Here is a 17,728-nt window from a genome sequence, read left to right as displayed (position 1 = left end):
ATGTTTACGTTAAAGCACCCCCGATAACGTGGGGAATCCGTTTGCTATTTGCATAGCAACTCTCATAAGTCCATTCACATAAGCTACAAATCAGTTTTCACCAGCCACTGACTCTCTAGATTGCACGCTTATGCTACTACTCTTATTCAACAATTTCTCAGCTATTCTCGTCTATGCTCTGCTCATCTGTTCTAGGCTAATCTCGCTCCCGAGACCTTCTACCGTATCCGAACGAAAAGTTAGCCTTATTCTATGCCACCCTACAATAATTGTCAACCAATTCTGATTAAAAGATTACAAAGTTGCTTATTTCTTTTCACATTTGTTAGGGACTTTCATTATTTTAAGTAGATAAAATAAACCAACGAACAAAAATATAACTCCTAAAAAATTCAATACAATATTTTTAAGTAATTCATCTTTTACTGTAATATTTAAAAAGAAAGAACCAACCAGTACAATAAACAAACTCAATACAATTTTCAGCAATTTCATTAAATTTCCTTCCTATAAAATCACTTGTTAGTTTAATTTATTTCCTTTTCTATATATAATTTATAGTCTTTTAAAGAAAGGAGTATAATCATGAAAAAGTTTCTAAACCTTACAGCGTTAATACTACTAGTAATATTTACTCTCAATCTCCCCGAGTAGGTGTTCTAGCTTCTATAGCAACTGCCATATTTTCTTCAGTCTCTTCTGAAAGAAGCAGTGTATATTATAAGCACATCAGATATACAAAACTACACGAACAGTTTCCCTTACTATATAAAAGATATAAAGAAGAGGTATATTTTTACAAATACTCACAATATACAGGGCTAATAAGACATGAAACAATCTATCATTAACACAATAAAAGATTATTATTAGAAACACTAAAATTTTCAACAAAAATTCTCAATAATTAAGTTATTTGTAAAACACTAATCCTAACCATACAAAAAGAGCCATCTCAACCTCAGTTGAGAATGGCTCTTTTAACTATTTATTAAACAGTAGGTTCGTCTGTACCCCATTGTTTTTTCTCTTTTTTACGTAATTGACCATCTGATTTTTTCATCTCACGCACTTTTAGTGAGTACCAGATTTGGGCGGCAATACAGATAGAAGAATACATACCTGTAATTAAACCAATTAATAACGCAATTGAGAACGTTTCAATTGACGGTGCACCGAAAATAAGGAGCGATACTACTACGATAATTACAGTTAAGACCGTATTTACCGAACGTCCCATCGTTTGACGTAACGATTTATTAACAATGTTCGCCAAAACTTCTCTGTCTTTAATCGTATCATACTGCTCTAAGTTTTCACGCATGCGGTCAAATGTAACAATGGTATCGTTAATGGAGTAACCAACAATTGTCAGTACGGCTGCAATAAACGTAATGTCCACTTCTAAGCGCATAAAACTAAAGACAGCAATAATTAGGAATACGTCATGCAGAAGCGATACAATCGCGCCAACACCCATACGCCATTCAAATCGAATCGCTACATAAATGATGATCCCAAGTGCTGCAAGTGCTAAAGCTTTAATCGCATTTTTCACTAGCTCTTTACCGATAGTTGGAGATACAGTACTGACGCCAGGTTCATGACCATACTTCTCGCCCACTACCTTTTTGAATTTTAAAATATCACTTTGTGATAAATCATCTTTATAACGGATAACCGCCATTTTATTTTTCTCACCTGAAAGCACAATATCATCAGATGGGAAACCGATGCTAGACACATAGTTTGAAACTTCTTCTTTCGTTAAGGTTTGATCCGCTTCTATTTGCGCTCGCGTACCACTTGAGAAGTCAATCCCAAGATTTAAGCGGAAAATACCAAGCACAACGATCCCTGCAACTAAAATAGCTAAAGAGATTGTATAGAATTTTTTACGGTTGTGTACAAAGTCAAAACGATCAAATTTCGTTGATAAATCTAATGTACCAATTTTTTCATCCAAGCTATGTTGTTTAGATTTTGGTATACCAAACCATGCTGGATTATTGAAGTAACCGCTGTTTACGAGTAACCCTAATAGCACACGAGAACCCCAAACAGCTGTAAGGAAGCTTAGTAAAATACTAATGATTAATGTTGTTGCAAATCCTTTTACAGAGCTTGTCCCGAAGTAGAATAGCACGGCTGCTGCTAATAATGTTGTTAGTTGCGCATCGACAATCGCTGATAACGATTGTTTAGAACCAATTTGGAATGCTTGTTTTACTGAATAACCAACACGTAGCTCTTCCCGAATTCGTTCTGCTGCTAGGATATTCGCATCTACTGCCATCCCTATTCCGAGCACGATCGCTGCAATACCTGGCAATGTTAACACGGCATTAATCCAATCGAACACAACAAGAACTAGGAATGTGAATATCGCAAGTGTAATAATCGAAATAAAGCCTGGTAAACGGTAGTAGAATAGCATAAATAGGAAAATAACTACTACGCCTACAATACCTGCAAATATTGTGCTTTTTAATGCTTGGTCACCAAATTGTGCGCCAACTGATGTAGAGTAAATCTCATCAAGTTTCACAGGAAGTGCCCCAGCATTTAAAATACCCGCTAAATTTTTTGTTTCGTCAACTGTAAAGCTACCACTAATCATTACATCTGTTGTATTTAACGTTTGACTTACTGTTGCTGCAGATGCATAACGAGGTTTCGATTTTTGCGATTCTGTTTTATAAGAATCAACACCTTCTTCAAAGTCTAACCATACAACAAGTAAATTTTGGCCTTGTGGTTTGGCAGCAATTTTACTCGTAATATCCGCAAATTTTTTCGCATCTTTTAATGTTAGCGAAACAATTGGACGGTTTTGTTGGTCGAAGGAAGCTGACGCACCATCAGCCTTTAAATCATCACCATCTAAAAGTAAATTATCATCGACATCGCGGAATGTTAAATTCGCAGAAGTAGATAACATTTTACGAGCAGATTCTTGGTCTTCAACCCCCGCTAATTGCACACGAATACGGTTTTTGTCTTCAACCTGAATGCTTGGTTCACTTACCCCAATTGCATTGACACGGTTACTAAGAGCTGTTGCCGTTGCGGTTACAACCTCAGGTGTGATTTTTTGTCCTTCTTTTAATTCATTGACCTCATAAAGTACCTCAAACCCGCCTTGTAAATCAAGACCAAGCTTAATGTCCTTTAAGACGCCTTCTACAGTCGTACTCATGGAAGCTGCAAATAGCACCAAAAGTAGCACGAATGCAATAATTCGACTTCTTAATTTCATCTATAAATCCTCCTCGAATTAGTGCAAGGGCATCCCTTACACTGCAAACAAGTATACTAGCAATACCTTTTGAAACGTATATTCCTCCTTTTCCTTAGAATAATTGTAGCTCGTGCTTCAAAAGGGTTGCTTTGCTTTACTTATTTCAATCGTTCAATAACGCGCAAATCCCGTACTAATAGAAGATGCGTCTTCCATTTCATTATGAATAGTAAGCGGAACATGTATGTAGGGAAATCAAATTCCTTACAACTTTTTACAGCCTTTTTTTCGATATGGCTTGTACAAAGTAAAAAAGCGCAACACACTCATTATGAAACACGTTGCGCTTGGTGTCAATTCAACACTGTAGTATTCTTATTAATCTTTTACAGAACCGACATATTCTTCTTGTGTTTTTAATGGACCAAGCAATGATTTTAGTTCATCTGTGTTTATTTCTGCAAACCAATCAGAACTTTGTAAAAATTCTACTTGGTTGAATGATACAATATCGGACGGTGATACTGCAAAAATAGTAGCAATAATTTCATATAAACGTAATTGCTCTACATTTTTTTTTCGCCATTTTTTTTCTACGCAAAAACGCCATAATTCCTCTGCTGTAATTGCATCATAATTATAATACTTAAATTCTGCAATCTTACTATCAATTGCCGGACGAATTTTTTCAAATAGTTGTGCATGTTGCATACTCATTTTGAATCATCTCCAATCAAAGTTGTATCGTAAGAAGTGTTTGCATACAAATAGTGTAAATGAATTTTTGTGGCTTGAGAAGGGACGGATGGCATGAGTTCTTTTGTAAGAGGTACACTATTTTTAATGTTTGTGATTTTCTTATCTAAACTCTTTGGCTTCTTTTATAGAATGCAGTTTATGCGTATCGCTGGTGAAGAGGCAGTCGGCATTTATATGACCGCCTATCCTGCATTTATTTTCTTCATCTCACTCATTCAACTTGGACTACCTATCGCTGTAGCAAAAATTGTAGCTGAATTACTAGCAAAAAATAAACGCGAAAGCATTTTTGGCGTAATGCGTACGGCAATCATTTGGTCATTTATTGGTATGATTGTTTTTATGCCACTTCTTGCACTGACAATACCTTATATCTCTACAACGCTGTTACATAATGAACAAACAACGATTACACTTTGGATTGCACTCTTCGCTGTACCTGTTTCGGTTGGTTCAGGTTTACTCCGCGCCTACTTACAGGGTGTTGCTAAAATTACACCAACTGCTTGGGCTCAAATGCTTGAACAAATTGTTCGAATCGGGTTTATTACCTTCATGTTACCACTTGTTGCTGCTTATAATAATGCAGCAATAACTGCAGCTTCTGCAATGGGTATTACGCTTTTAGCAGAAGTAGTTGCTTTCTTGTATTTATGGTTGCACTATACCGTTTCAAAGAAAAAATTATTGCCAAGAAAAAGCAAAGTGGAATCCTATCCTGCTTCACCTATGTTGCGGGTTGCCGTACCTTCAGCAGGCAGTAAGCTATTTGGCTCTTTCACTTGGTTTTTAGAGCCTATTATCTTTTTAAAGGCATTAACAATGGCAGGCTTGACTGCTTCTGCTGCGACTATATTATATGGGGTTATTTCAGGTGTTTTAGTGCCCCTGCTATTATTCCCAGCCTTTGTATCCACTGCACTCTCCATTGTCCTTATTCCAGCAGTGAGTGATGCAGTCGCTCGGCAACATAACGCTCTTTTACAGGAACGTATATCTGTTTCCTTGCGCTTATCTTCATTGGTCGGTTGCTTCGCTGCTACGTATTTTTTCGTTCACGGTGATGACTTAGCAATGAAATTATTTCACTTAGAAGAAAATAGAGGCTATGTGAAAATTTTAGCACCAATTTTTTATTTTTATTATATTCAAAGTCCATTACATTCGATTTTACAAGCGGTTGGTGAAGCCCGTGCCGCGATGATGAATTCGATATACGGAGGCCTCGGCAAACTATTCGTTATGTTTGTACTGGCCTCTCAACCTGGGATACAAGAAAAAGGTGCTGTTGTAGCAATTGGCTTCGGTGTTTTACTAACATCATTCTTGCATATTGCTACGGTAAGACAACGTAAAAATTTACGCGCAGGCTTCCGTATGTTTGTTGTACCGTATAGTTGTTTTATTGTGGTTTGTATTGCCCAATATTTCTTCATGCAAATTATGCCACTGCCATTGCTTTTAAGTAGCTGTGTTACATTATTTTTATTATTTACGCTATTATTAATGACCAATCAATTACGCTTTACAGATTTCCACTATATACGTAAATTAGCCAAGAAGGTTTAAAATTCCTTTAATTGAATATGAAGTCGCTCATCCTCCCATATACAGAAGAACACTGTACTACTATCCAGAATATTATTTTTAGCTAACTCAGTCATTAACCATTCTTCATCTTTATGAATAATCTTTAAATGTCTATCTTGAATATCTCCATCAATGATAAGTGGATAGATAAATGCCTTCTCATCCTTTTTATAAACGGAAAGGTTGCCAGAAGGCTCTAAGTAAGCAAAAGCAATTTCCGTAACAGAAGCGATGCCATTTTCTCGTATTTGTTGACATAGATCATCCAAATTATAGCGCTGTTTCCTCATTTCGCTTTCTTGGATAATCCCATCCTTTACGAGCAATGCTGGTTCACCGTCAACTAAATCACGTATTTTTTTATTTTTTAACGATAAATAAGCACTCAATATTTGAATAAAGAGCAAAATAATAATCGGTAATATAGCATTAAATAACGGGTTGTCGTAATCATCAAGTGCAAAGGCAGCAACTTCCGCAATTAATACGAACACGACTAAGTCGATGACAGATAATTCACCGACTTCACGTTTACCCATTAAACGAAAAACGATAAGTATAAACACATATAAAAAGCATGTTCTAAAAATTATTGTTAAATATTCTTCCATACAGACACCCCCATCTATATCAAGGTGACCGTATCAGTTACTTTTTATACAAAAAAAGCTGTGTCAAAAATACACATTTCGACATAGCTTAAAAAATTGCAAAGGCGTTGTCCAAAAATTATTTGGGACAACGCCTTATAACATTATACTTGGTCATTTACGACACGTCCAATTGCTTGACGGTCAAATTTAACGCGAACATTATCAGCGATAACTAATGTGACAGCTGTGTCCTCAATTGAGTCGATAACACCATGCAAGCCACCGATTGTAATAATTTTATCGCCGCGCTGTAAGCTACTTTGCATATTTTGTGTTTCTTGCTGTCTCTTTTTAGCAGGACGGATTAAAATGAACCACATTGCCACGAACATTAGAATGATCGGTGCAAAACCTAATATTGATTCCATATTCAAATTGCTAGCCCCCTTTCCAAATCTCACTTTTTTAGTATAGACTATTTCACCCTAAAAAAGCGATGAACAAGCCCAAAATTTTTCTATATTAATAATAGTTTTTCTATATTAGGTAAATTTTCGCTAAGTTATATTCCAGTATTAGAAGTTTTTAGCATTCGGGCCATTAAAACCATACTTCTCGAAAAATTCTTCACGGAAATCTCCTAGGCGATCCTCACGAATAGCCTCACGCACTTGCTCCATAAGCTTCAGTAAGAAATGTAAGTTATGGTAAGAAGTTAAACGAATACCGAATGTCTCTTCTGTACGAATTAAATGACGTACATACGCGCGAGAATAGTTTTTACATGTGTAGCAATCACAGTTTGGATCGATTGGACCGAAATCACGTGCATATTTTGCATTTTTCACGACTAAACGGCCTTCAGACGTCATTAATGTTCCATTTCGTGCAATTCGAGTTGGTAGTACACAGTCAAACATATCAATTCCTCGAATAGCGCCGTCAATAAGAGAATCTGGAGATCCAACTCCCATTAAATAACGTGGCTTATTAGATGGCATTAACGGTGTCGTAAACTCTAACACTCGGTTCATCACATCTTTAGGTTCGCCAACAGATAAGCCTCCTATTGCATAACCAGGAAAATCTAGCTCTACTAGCGCTTCCGCAGAGCGACGACGTAATTCCTCGAATTCCCCACCTTGAATAATACCGAATAAGCCTTGATCTTCTGGACGAGCATGCGCTTCCTTGCATCGCTTTGCCCAACGTGTCGTTCTATCTACTGATTTCAGCATATAGTCATATGTCGCTGGGTAAGGTGGACATTCATCAAATGCCATCATGATATCTGAACCTAAATCATTTTGAATTTCCATTGCCTTTTCTGGACTTAAAAACAGCTTATCTCCATTTAAATGGTTACGGAAATGGACACCTTCTTCTTCAATTTTACGGAATTGACTCAATGAAAACACTTGGAAGCCACCTGAATCCGTTAAAATTGGGCGATCCCAGTTCATAAATTTATGCAAGCCACCTGCTTCTTTGACAATATCATTACCTGGACGAAGCCATAAATGGTACGTATTTGAAAGAATAATGCCCGCATTCATTTCTTTTAATTCCTCAGGAGACATCGTTTTAACCGTCGCTTGAGTCCCCACAGGCATAAATGCTGGTGTTTCAAAAGAGCCATGTGGTGTGTGCACAATACCTAGTCGTGCTCCTGTTTGCTTACATGTATGAAGTAATTCATACCGAATTGCTGGTTGTGTCATAAAATAATATATCCTCTCTTATCTAAAGTAAAAACAGTACTCCGATTTTTCGATTCTTCTAAAGAAGAATCCATGTTCACATTCAACTGCCTAAATGTTTATAAAACATTATTTACGAATTGTACTCGGACGTATAAACATTGCGTCTCCAAAGCTAAAGAAGCGATATTTTTCTTCTACCGCTTGATTATATGCGCTTAAAATCGTATCCTTTGTCGCAAGTGTACTAACGAGCATTACTAATGTCGATTTCGGTAAATGGAAGTTGGTAATTAACCCATCTACTACCGTAAATTTATAGCCTGGATAAATAAAAATAGATGTCCAACCTTGCTCTGCACGTACTTCTCCATACTTAGAGCCGATTGTTTCGAGCGTACGAGTAGATGTCGTACCAACAGCTATCACACTACCACCATTTGCTTTCACTCGGTTGATTGTAGCAGCGGCTTCTTCTGTTACACTATAAAATTCAGCATGCATTTCATGATTTTCTATAGAGTCCACACTCACTGGACGGAATGTGCCAAGACCCACATGTAGCGTTATAAAAACAATTTCCACACCTTTTGCACGAACTTGTTCTAATAGTTCCTGCGTAAAATGAAGACCTGCTGTTGGGGCTGCTGCCGAGCCACGCTCTTTCGCATATACAGTTTGATAACGTTCACTGTCATCTAGTTTTTCGCGAATATAAGGAGGCAATGGCATTTCTCCAAGTTGCTCTAAAATTTCATAAAAAATACCGTCGTATTTAAATTCAAACATGCGGCCACCATGGTCTAGCTCAGCTGTACAAGTAGCTGTTAGTAAACCGTCTCCAAATGTCACAACTGTCCCCACTTTAACACGCTTTGCTGGCTTTACAAGTGTTTCCCATTCATCAGTACCTGCTGTTTGCTTTAATAGCAATACTTCGATATGTGCGCCAGTTTCCTCTTTCACACCCATTAAACGTGCTGGTAATACTCTTGTATCATTTAAAACAAGACAGTCTCCAGCATGAAGCTCCTCTAATATATGAGCAAAATGCTGATGCTCAACTTTTTCTGAGCCGGGTGTCACGACCATTAAACGACTCGCCGTACGATCGACAAGTGGCGTTTGTGCGATGAGCTCCTCTGGTAATTCAAAATCAAAATCTTCTACACGCATTAAAAAAACTTCCTTCTTTTATGATTGTTGTGGATAATCATATCCAAAATGTTCGTAAGCAAGATGCGTTGCAACACGTCCACGCGGTGTACGTTGAATAAAGCCTATTTGCATTAAATAAGGCTCGTACACATCTTCTATCGTCACTCGTTCTTCACCTATGGAGGCAGCAAGTGTATCTAAGCCTACTGGGCCACCACGGAAGCGCTCAATCATATTGGTCACAAGTTTATGGTCAATATGGTCAAGCCCTCTAGGATCAACCTGTAAAAGTTCTAGCGCTTGCTTGGCAAGGTCCTCCGTTATCATACCATCTCCAAGCACTTGTGCATAATCTCGCACTCGTTTTAGTAAACGGTTTGCGATACGAGGTGTCCCACGAGAGCGCCTTGCCATTTCACCTGCGGCTATTTGTTCTATATTGACGTCAAATAAATGTGCGCTCCTAACTACAATTTCAGCTAGTGAGATATCGTCGTAAAATTCAAGACGAAGCAAAACACCGAATCGATCTCGGAGTGGCGCTGACAACGCCCCCGCCCTTGTAGTTGCTCCCACAAGTGTAAAGGGTGGCAAATCTAGACGGACAGAACGCGCTTCAGGGCCCTTTCCAACAACGATGTCTAGACAAAAGTCCTCCATTGCAGGATAAAGTACCTCTTCAATGGCACGAGGAAGACGATGAATTTCATCAATAAATAAAACATCTCCTGGTTCCAGTGAGCTTAAAATCGCGGCTAAATCTCCTGGACGTTCAATGGCAGGACCACTCGTCATACGAACATTAACATTCATTTCATTTGCAATAATCGCGGCTAATGTCGTCTTTCCCAATCCAGGAGGACCATATAATAGTACATGATCCAAACTTTCCTGCCGAAGCTTCGCCGCTTCAATGAAAATTTGTAAGTTCTCTTTAACCTTATGCTGCCCAATATATTGAGCTAATCGTTGCGGTCTTAAAGATAATTCAAATTGTTCATCATAACTGCCTGCTTCACTTGCTATCATGCGCTCTGACATGTACGTGCCCCCCTTTCATTATTTTAACTTTAGTAGAAGCTGTAATGCCTGTTTCATATAGGCATCTGTTGTTTCCAGCTTGTCATTATCTTCAAGAAGCGGTCGGATTTTATCAAGTTCTTTTTCCGAATAGCCAAGCGCCATTAATGCTAGAATGGCTTCTTCTAGTTCATGCTTATACGGATTAACGCCAAATAACGGTAATTCATCCTCAGTGCTAGGCAACTCAATTGAGTCCAGTAATGAACCAAGTTTGCCTTTTAAATCTAGAATCATTTGGCGTGCTGTCTTTTTCCCCACACCAGGAAATTTCACTAAAAATGCTTCATCTTCTCGTTCGATGGCACTGATGACTTGTTGTGGGTTGCCAGTCGCTAAAATCGCAAGCGCACCTTTTGGTCCAATGCCTGATACTAAAATTAATTTACGGAACAGCTCTCGTTGATCTAAATTCGGAAAGCCATATAGCAATTGTGCATCTTCGCGAACATGTAGATGTACATAAATTTGTTGTTCGACAGCGGACGCACGAAATGCAAATGGATTAGGTGTATTCAACTGCCAGCCAATCCCTTGTTGCTCAAGCACAATATACTCAGGCGTAATACGCACTACTTGTCCTTTTAAATAATCATACATGTAAAATCCCTCACATTCATCGTCTTCGATTATAGCATATAGCGAACGAATGCTCGACTATATAAATGGCGATAGTACCGTTCACATGCAAAAATGACCGCCTCGGGGACGGTCATTTCTTCATCACTCTATCAATATCGTACCACAGTTTTGGCCAGTATGTTAGGGCGCGCTTCGTAAACGGTATTAAATAATCTAAAAATACTAGCTGTTGTTCTAATGGCAAATCTACAGCAAATAGCCACTCTCTCAATAACTCATTTGGAAACTTTAAACGATGTAACTTTCTTTTATCTAATCGTTGAAGGTCTGGTAATTCGTTTAAAATACTATCAATATTATAATCTACTGCTGGCAACACACGATGCAGCCATAATATATATTCATCATCGGCTTCACCAAGATGAGCAAGATCAAAATCGATTAAACGTAATTCTCCATCTGAACACCATAAAAAATTATGATGTACGACATCCCCATGTAGCAACGTAAGGTCTTTTTCTGGCACATTTTCTTGTTCCATTAACTGCAATGCCTTTTCACTAAAATGAATGATTTGATCCACTTCTTCTCTCGTTAAAAATGTTCTGAATTCATTTCGTCTACTTTTAAAACGGATATGACGCATTTGCCATTTTAATAGCTGTGAAAAGGTATACAGACCTGGCACTCGTTGCCACGCAATTTTTTGATTTGTATCATGTAACGTATTTAATAACTTTAAAGATTGTTCTCTATCTTTTTTATGCGCGAAATTCGCACTGTGGCTTCCCTCTTGCCACATTTGAACGATAAGTTGCTCATCATCACTTTTTACTAAAGGCAGGACGAGGGAGGGCTCTATTCGCCCAAGTTGGCGATGAATTACCCTCACCTTATCTGCTATTTCTAACTGCTTTGCTCGTTTCACAAAATAATGATTGGATCGATATTTATACTTCCAAATATTCGGCTTTACTTCCTCAACAATGTACGCTTTTTTACCATCGATAAGGCGTCATCCCGCCTGGGAAAAAGTTCGGTGAAACCCATGGTCCAGTTGAAGGACATGGTGGCGGGCATGGCGGTGGGCAGTGACCATGATCATATTGCCAATTCGGCATCATTACCGGTTGTGAACCACATCCACAGGATTGGCCCATTCCATGTTGTGCACCGCATCCGCAAGTTTGACCCATTCCGTGCTGTGCGCCACATCCGCAAGTTTGACCCATTCCGTGCTGTGCACCACAACCACAAGTTTGACCCATCGGCATCATTGGCATCTGCTCAAATTGAGGCTGCATTTGTGGCTCATTAAAGAATGGTGATGAGCTCGATTCTAAGAAATTCGCACCTTCTACATATGTTGGCATTGGCTGTTGCGGCATAGCATATGGCATTTGTTGCTGTGGCATTGCATATGCATCTATTTGTGGATGCATTGGCATATGCCACCACATTTGATGATGCATTGGCTGATGGCAGCTAGAGCAATGAGGTACCATTGGCATATGTGGTACCATATGAACCGGCGGTGGTGCTGGTGCTGGCGGTGGTGGTGGCGGCGGTGCTGGTTGTGCTACTGGTGGTGGTGGGGGTGCTGGTTGTTGCACTTGCGGCATTACTAATTGTTGATTCCAGCTAAGTTCTACTGGCTGAGGCACCCACATCGGTTGCTGTTGTTGTGGCATCGGCATTGGCATCGGAAACGGTATTGGAATCATCTGTGGTTCTGGCATAGGCATCGGTGCTGGCGGTTGAATAACAATAGGTGGTGGCACTGGCATCGGTCTTTGCACCTCTTTTTTAACACTTTCCTTAGGCTTTGTTTGAGTTGGCATCTCTTTATGCATTTGTGTTTCCTTATGTGTTTCTTTATGTGTTTCCTTATGTGTTCCTTTATGTGGTTCCATGTTTATCTTTTCAGGCAAAATAATTTCCATACCTGGAACAATATAATCAGGGTTGGCAAGATGAGCATTGAGTCGTTTTAAATCCTCAAACGAAATACCGTACTCTTTCGCAATCTTCCACAATGTATCTCCCTTTTGAACAATATGAATACGCAATTTTTTCCTCCCTTCCTCTCTACGTATCATATGTTCAATGTTTCATTTGGATACAAAAAATTACGCATGGTGGAAATGCTTCATGGTACACTAATGCTTAAGGAATAACTATTCCTTTATTACATGGCAGAGGTGATCTTTTATGAAAAAAATGTTAGGCGAGGAACGCCGACTGCAACTTTTAGAACTGTTAAAAAAAAGCAACACACCGATAACTGGGACAGACTTCGCTAAATTTGCAAATGTTTCTAGACAAGTCATAGTAAATGATATGACATTATTAAAGGCTAGAAATGAACCTATTATTGCAACAAGCCAAGGTTATATTTATATGCACCAAGAGCAGCTCAGTCAAACTGTTGAACGGACAATCCCATGTTTCCACACACCCGAAGATGCCAAAGACGAATTGTTAACAATTGTAGATTGTGGTGGAACGGTTAAAAATGTCATTGTTGAGCATCCGATATACGGAGAGCTTACTGCTTCGATTATGGTCTCGAATCGTCATGAAGTTGAAAAATTCGTACAACGTGTAAATGACACTCAGGCAAACTATTTATCTGCGCTTACAGGTGGCACTCATCTTCATGTTATTACAGCACCCTCTGTTGATATTTTAGATTTAATTGAGCAATCCTTGCAAAAGAAGGGATACCTTGTCTCAGATCAATAAACAATGATGATGGATAGGGTATATTTCACTTTCTATAACATAAAAATCCACTTAGCACTCGGCAGGCACGATGTAAGCCGCAACCCTCGCTTATGATATGCGCGGCTTGTTGCGTCTTACAGTGTGTGGTCTCGACTGGCTTCCGTGGATTTTTATTTGGACAGTAATAAAATTTTCAAAATTGTTTGAGTGCCTGACACCATATTTAAAGAAAACGTTGTCGTTGTGAAGGTGTTGGTAATAGGCATGCTTCCTTTTGACCGAAAAGATGATAACGGTTTTTGGCAAATAATTTATATGCCGTATTTCTTATACATTGAGGTATCGCAATAAACGCGTAGCACACTGGCCATAAGCCATCTAAACGGCGACAAATTTTAAGTGCTGCTGTTGATTCAAAATAAATAGTACCTTGTTCAATGTAAATTACACTATCTATATTTGCAGGGACGTTGTATTGTGCAAGTAGTGCTTGCCCAACTTCACTTTGAATGGAGGCAAACTTGAAAAACGCAGCTTGATCGCGTTTAATAATAAATTGCACACTGCTATTACAGAAATTACAAATACCATCGAACAATATAATACCACCCATTTTCGCTCCCCCTAAATCTTTTAACCTTCGTCTGATGTTAAATACGTAAAGTATGTACCAAGCGATTTCACTTTGCAGCCAAGTGCCGCTAGCTCCTCCATAGCACCTCGCATCATTGGTTCTTTTTCATCAGCTAAAACATCAATCATAAAGAAATAATCACCGAGACCTGTTTTTAATGGGCGTGATTCAATTTTACTTAAATTCAATTGTCGCCACGCAAAAACAGAAAGAACTTGGTGTAAAGCCCCTGATCGATCTGTCGGTAACGTAATCATAAAGGTTGTTTTAGCTTGCCCATCTGATAATTCCTGTGGTAATCGTTTATTTTGCTTAGATAACACAAAGAAACGAGTATGATTAAAATGAAAATCATGAATATTATCTTGAACGATTTCTATTCCGTATTTTGCAGCAGCGGCTGCATTACCTACTGCTGCAATGCAATCATCAGGATTTTCTGATACAAATTTAGCTGCAGCAGCTGTTGATGTTGTTTGATGTAACGGTACATCACTAAAGCGATAAAATAAATATTTATGACATTGCGCTAAAGCATGCGGATGTGAATATACCCCTTTGATGGATTCCCAATTATTCTTTTGCGCCTTATTGACCATTAAATGTTGTTGAATTTTCAATTGTAGCTCACCTGTTACATAAAGCGTTGCCTCATGGAATAAATAATCGAGCGTCAATGGTACTGAGCCTTCTAAAGCATTTTCTAATGGTACAACTGCTAAATCGACCTTGCCCTCTGCTACTGCCTCAATACATTCAGGTATCGTTGTACACGGGACAAGCAAATCAGTTGGGAAGATAGATTTTGTCGCTAAGTATGTAAATGATGCTTCAGGTCCTAAATATGCAATTCGTTTCTCCCACTGTCGCTCTGTCATCGAAATGACCTCCTTCTTTAATTCGTAGTATATGAAACATTTATAATGTTTGGAAAACTCTTTATAAAAAGAAAAGGCTATGTAATACAGCCTCCCTCTAAAATGTGTAAATGTGATAGTAGATACTGCTTTTGCTAGCAGGTTCAACACTATCGCTTATAGCAAATGCAGTTTTGTACACTATGCTCGGGTATTTTAAAAAATTTCGCAGTATTTCTGCAGGATCGCGACTTTAGCGAAACCTCACAGAAGCTATTTTTCAGCTTCAGAGAGGCTTGCTCATCGCATGCGGAAAGGGAGCGAAATTTTGTATCAACATCTACCAGCATTAACTAATAAAAAGCAAAGGGGCTTTTTTTAATAGCCCCTTACAATGCACCAGAACTTATTACCTCTGCAGATTCAACAAAATCTAAACGTTTTAACTGCTGTATTAAGTCATCAAGTTCAGAAGTCATACTCGTCACATCTAATGACAATGTCACATTCGCACGTCCTTGAATTGGTATAGTTTGATGGATTGTCAGTACATTACAATGTGAATTGGTCACAGTTTCTAACAATTTGGCCAACGTTCCTTTTCGATCTTGAAGCTGTAAAAAGACGGTTAAAATGCGCTCCTGTACAATTGAGTGAAAAGGAAATACAGCATCACGATATTTGTAAAACGCACTGCGCGATAAATCCACTTGCTTTACCGCATCCCAGATGGAGGATACCGAACCACTTGAAAGTAATTGCTTTGCCTCCAATGTTTTTTGCATAGCATCCGTTAATACATCTTCACGAACTAAATAATATCGCTGATTCGCAACATTCTTCATACGCTTCCCCCTAAAACTCCTGTCTTAATCTATAAATTCGAACTCGAACTCTTGTAGACGAACTGTATCACCGTTTTGAGCACCACGCTCACGCAATGCCTCATCCACACCCATACCGCGCAATTGGCGTGCGAAACGACGAATACCATCTTCACGACTAAAGTCTGTCATTTTAAATAGACGTTCAATCGAGTAGCCACTAATGATAAATGCACCGTCATCATCACGAGTAATCTCGAAATCTTCGCCTTGCGATTGATGCTTGTACATTACTGTTGCATCTGATTGCTCCTCTACTTCTTCAAATAGTGGGAACTCAGGCGTTACTTCAAGTAAATCTGCTATAGCAAATAATAATTCTTTTAAGCCTTGGCGTGAAACTGCTGAGATTGGGAAGATTTGCACATCTTCTCCAACTTTTTTGCGGAATTCCACTAAGTTCTCTTCTGCTTCTGGCATATCCATTTTATTTGCTACAATAATTTGAGGACGCTCTGTTAAACGCAAATTATATTGCTTTAACTCCTCGTTAATTGTTAAATAATCTTCGTACGGGTCACGGCCTTCCATACCTGACATATCGATAACATGCACAATGACACGTGTACGTTCGATATGACGTAAAAATTGGTGTCCTAACCCTACGCCTTCATGCGCGCCTTCAATTAGCCCTGGTAAATCTGCCATTGCAAAGCTTCGGTGATCATCTGTTTCAATCATTCCTAAATTCGGCACGATTGTCGTAAAATGATAAGCGCCAATCTTTGGTTTTGCTGCAGAAACAACTGATAATAGTGTGGATTTACCTACACTTGGGAAACCAACTAAACCAACATCTGCTAATACTTTTAACTCTAATATAACATTTAATTCTTGTCCTGGCTCGCCTTTTTCAGAAAGCTCAGGCGCAGGATTGGCAGGTGTTGCAAAGCGAGAATTTCCGCGTCCACCACGACCTGATTTCGCGATAATCGCTTGTTGGCCATGCTCAACTAAATCTGCAATGACTTCTCCTGTTTCCTCATTCATCACAACTGTACCTGGTGGCACCTTAACAATTAAATCTTCAGCGCGTTTTCCGTGCATCCCTTTACTCATCCCGTGTTCACCACGTTCTGCTTTGAAGTGACGTTTATAACGGAAATCCATTAACGTACGTAAGCCTTCTTCTACTTCAAATACTACGTTACCTCCGTGACCGCCATCTCCACCAGCTGGCCCACCATTTGGTACATATTTTTCACGGCGAAAGGCTACCATTCCATCGCCGCCATCGCCACCTTTAACATATATCTTTACGTGATCGACAAACATTTATTTCACTCCCTATTTGCACTCAACACATATTGCCAGCACGTATTTGTCTGCACAATTGTTTGAATGTCGAATTGTTTCAAACCTTTTTCGGTGAATGCGTCTGCACTCCACAGTCCATTTAGCGTAAACGCCAAAACAAATGTATGATCGTCAACACGTACATCAAGCGCTAAGCTCTGCTCCGTAAATGGATCTAATGTATCATAAACATGCATAACTGTTTTGTTTAAATACTCTACAACATCCTTGTCAATATTATTAGTGACTGGTTTTTTGATCTCACCATTAAGCTCCAGCGGTAAAGATGGATAACGCCATCCTGCTGTTTGTAGCCACTCCATTGTTTGTGGTAATTGTAGACGATTCATGATAGACAATACTCGTAGCTGTTCCGAATAATGTTGAATAAGTTCTTTTGATTCATCAATTCTACCTAAATCTAAATTCATGCGAATAAGTTGAAGTTGATTCACATAATCATGATTTGCAAAACGTAATACCTCACTAATGGTTAGTGATTGATTGTTCATCCCATTCACTCCAATAAAGTTATCTTAACTAGTATAACAAGTTTTGATGTATTTTTCCCTTAATTCTTCATTGAAATTTAGCCAAAAAAAGGACTGCAATAAATGCAGTCCTCCG

At 38.8% G+C, this 17,728-nt stretch carries 18 protein-coding genes and 1 other annotated feature (1 of these 19 only partly in view); of the genes, 2 read left to right on the top strand and 16 right to left on the bottom strand.

The features are described from left to right. Positions 1-159 (bottom strand) — a binding site (T-box leader); it reaches 132 nt to the left of the window's first position. A 147-nt stretch (positions 160-306) separates the two neighbouring features. The 3 genes from ACIQ1H_RS01690 to ACIQ1H_RS01680 all read right to left on the bottom strand — a co-directional run bounded on the left by ACIQ1H_RS01690 (position 307) and on the right by ACIQ1H_RS01680 (position 3,958). Next, complete coding sequence (locus tag ACIQ1H_RS01690) at positions 307-495, bottom strand: hypothetical protein (protein ID WP_172772191.1); 189 nt, start codon at positions 493-495, stop codon at positions 307-309. Positions 496-991: 496 nt separating this feature from the next. Then, a complete protein-coding gene (gene secDF, locus ACIQ1H_RS01685) occupies positions 992-3,259 on the bottom strand; it encodes a protein translocase subunit SecDF (protein ID WP_402886057.1) in 2,268 nt (755 codons plus the stop codon). A 360-nt stretch (positions 3,260-3,619) separates the two neighbouring features. Beyond that, positions 3,620-3,958 (bottom strand): post-transcriptional regulator, encoded by a 339-nt coding sequence (locus ACIQ1H_RS01680; RefSeq protein WP_172772195.1) that lies wholly within the window; start codon positions 3,956-3,958, stop codon positions 3,620-3,622. Between the two features lie 93 nt (positions 3,959-4,051). Here ACIQ1H_RS01680 and ACIQ1H_RS01675 point away from each other — a divergent pair, with 93 nt between their 5' ends. Then, on the top strand, positions 4,052-5,569 hold the full coding sequence (locus ACIQ1H_RS01675; protein ID WP_402886055.1) for a putative polysaccharide biosynthesis protein: 1,518 nt from the start codon (positions 4,052-4,054) through the stop codon (positions 5,567-5,569). Here the strand turns inward: ACIQ1H_RS01675 and ACIQ1H_RS01670 are convergent. From ACIQ1H_RS01670 to ACIQ1H_RS01635, 8 genes are all read right to left on the bottom strand, one after another. Next, entirely contained in the window at positions 5,566-6,201 is a 636-nt protein-coding gene (locus tag ACIQ1H_RS01670; RefSeq protein WP_172772197.1) for a DUF421 domain-containing protein, read from the bottom strand. The genes ACIQ1H_RS01675 and ACIQ1H_RS01670 overlap by 4 nt on opposite strands. 143 nt (positions 6,202-6,344) lie before the next feature. Further along, positions 6,345-6,611 carry a preprotein translocase subunit YajC gene (gene yajC, locus ACIQ1H_RS01665; RefSeq protein ID WP_173477661.1) on the bottom strand — a complete coding sequence of 89 codons (267 nt, stop codon included), beginning with the start codon at positions 6,609-6,611 and terminating at the stop codon, positions 6,345-6,347. 147 nt (positions 6,612-6,758) lie between these two features. Beyond that, the gene (tgt, locus tag ACIQ1H_RS01660; RefSeq protein ID WP_402886053.1) at positions 6,759-7,904 is read right to left on the bottom strand and encodes a tRNA guanosine(34) transglycosylase Tgt; all 1,146 of its coding nucleotides are present in this window, start codon (positions 7,902-7,904) and stop codon (positions 6,759-6,761) included. Positions 7,905-8,012: 108 nt separating this feature from the next. Next, positions 8,013-9,059, bottom strand: coding sequence for a tRNA preQ1(34) S-adenosylmethionine ribosyltransferase-isomerase QueA (queA, locus tag ACIQ1H_RS01655; RefSeq protein WP_402886052.1), 1,047 nt, complete (start codon positions 9,057-9,059; stop codon positions 8,013-8,015). Positions 9,060-9,077: 18 nt separating this feature from the next. Continuing rightward, a complete protein-coding gene (gene ruvB / locus ACIQ1H_RS01650; protein ID WP_139860360.1) occupies positions 9,078-10,082 on the bottom strand; it encodes a Holliday junction branch migration DNA helicase RuvB in 1,005 nt (334 codons plus the stop codon). Positions 10,083-10,100: 18 nt separating this feature from the next. Next, on the bottom strand, positions 10,101-10,721 hold the full coding sequence (gene ruvA, locus ACIQ1H_RS01645; protein WP_402886050.1) for a Holliday junction branch migration protein RuvA: 621 nt from the start codon (positions 10,719-10,721) through the stop codon (positions 10,101-10,103). 112 nt (positions 10,722-10,833) lie between these two features. Next, the gene (locus ACIQ1H_RS01640) at positions 10,834-11,595 is read right to left on the bottom strand and encodes a phosphotransferase (RefSeq protein ID WP_402886048.1); all 762 of its coding nucleotides are present in this window, start codon (positions 11,593-11,595) and stop codon (positions 10,834-10,836) included. 106 nt (positions 11,596-11,701) lie between these two features. Then, positions 11,702-12,772 (bottom strand): LysM peptidoglycan-binding domain-containing protein, encoded by a 1,071-nt coding sequence (locus tag ACIQ1H_RS01635; RefSeq protein ID WP_402886046.1) that lies wholly within the window; start codon positions 12,770-12,772, stop codon positions 11,702-11,704. 142 nt (positions 12,773-12,914) lie between these two features. On the opposite strand from ACIQ1H_RS01635, the gene ACIQ1H_RS01630 reads away from it, so the two are divergent. After that, on the top strand, positions 12,915-13,448 hold the full coding sequence (locus ACIQ1H_RS01630; protein WP_337980708.1) for a transcription repressor NadR: 534 nt from the start codon (positions 12,915-12,917) through the stop codon (positions 13,446-13,448). A gap of 205 nt (positions 13,449-13,653) precedes the next feature. Here ACIQ1H_RS01630 and ACIQ1H_RS01625 read toward each other — a convergent pair whose 3' ends face one another. The 5 genes from ACIQ1H_RS01625 to ACIQ1H_RS01605 form a co-directional block, all read right to left on the bottom strand. Beyond that, entirely contained in the window at positions 13,654-14,043 is a 390-nt protein-coding gene (locus ACIQ1H_RS01625; RefSeq protein ID WP_402886044.1) for a thiol-disulfide oxidoreductase DCC family protein, read from the bottom strand. Between the two features lie 20 nt (positions 14,044-14,063). Further along, entirely contained in the window at positions 14,064-14,942 is an 879-nt protein-coding gene (gene pheA / locus ACIQ1H_RS01620; RefSeq protein ID WP_402886042.1) for a prephenate dehydratase, read from the bottom strand. A 368-nt stretch (positions 14,943-15,310) separates the two neighbouring features. Further along, positions 15,311-15,766: an ACT domain-containing protein gene (locus ACIQ1H_RS01615; protein WP_172772204.1), complete on the bottom strand. Its 456-nt coding sequence runs from the start codon at positions 15,764-15,766 to the stop codon at positions 15,311-15,313. A gap of 24 nt (positions 15,767-15,790) precedes the next feature. Continuing rightward, entirely contained in the window at positions 15,791-17,080 is a 1,290-nt protein-coding gene (gene obgE, locus ACIQ1H_RS01610; protein WP_172772205.1) for a GTPase ObgE, read from the bottom strand. A gap of 5 nt (positions 17,081-17,085) precedes the next feature. After that, positions 17,086-17,613 carry a Spo0B domain-containing protein gene (locus ACIQ1H_RS01605; RefSeq protein ID WP_172772206.1) on the bottom strand — a complete coding sequence of 176 codons (528 nt, stop codon included), beginning with the start codon at positions 17,611-17,613 and terminating at the stop codon, positions 17,086-17,088. Between the last annotated feature and the right edge of the window lie 115 nt (positions 17,614-17,728).

The organism is Lysinibacillus sp. NPDC097279 (assembly GCF_044761745.1).
Classification (GTDB): Bacteria; Bacillota; Bacilli; order Bacillales_A; family Planococcaceae; genus Lysinibacillus.
The sequence above is the reverse complement of the archived record's forward strand: the minus strand, read 5'-3'. Positions and strand labels throughout refer to the sequence as shown.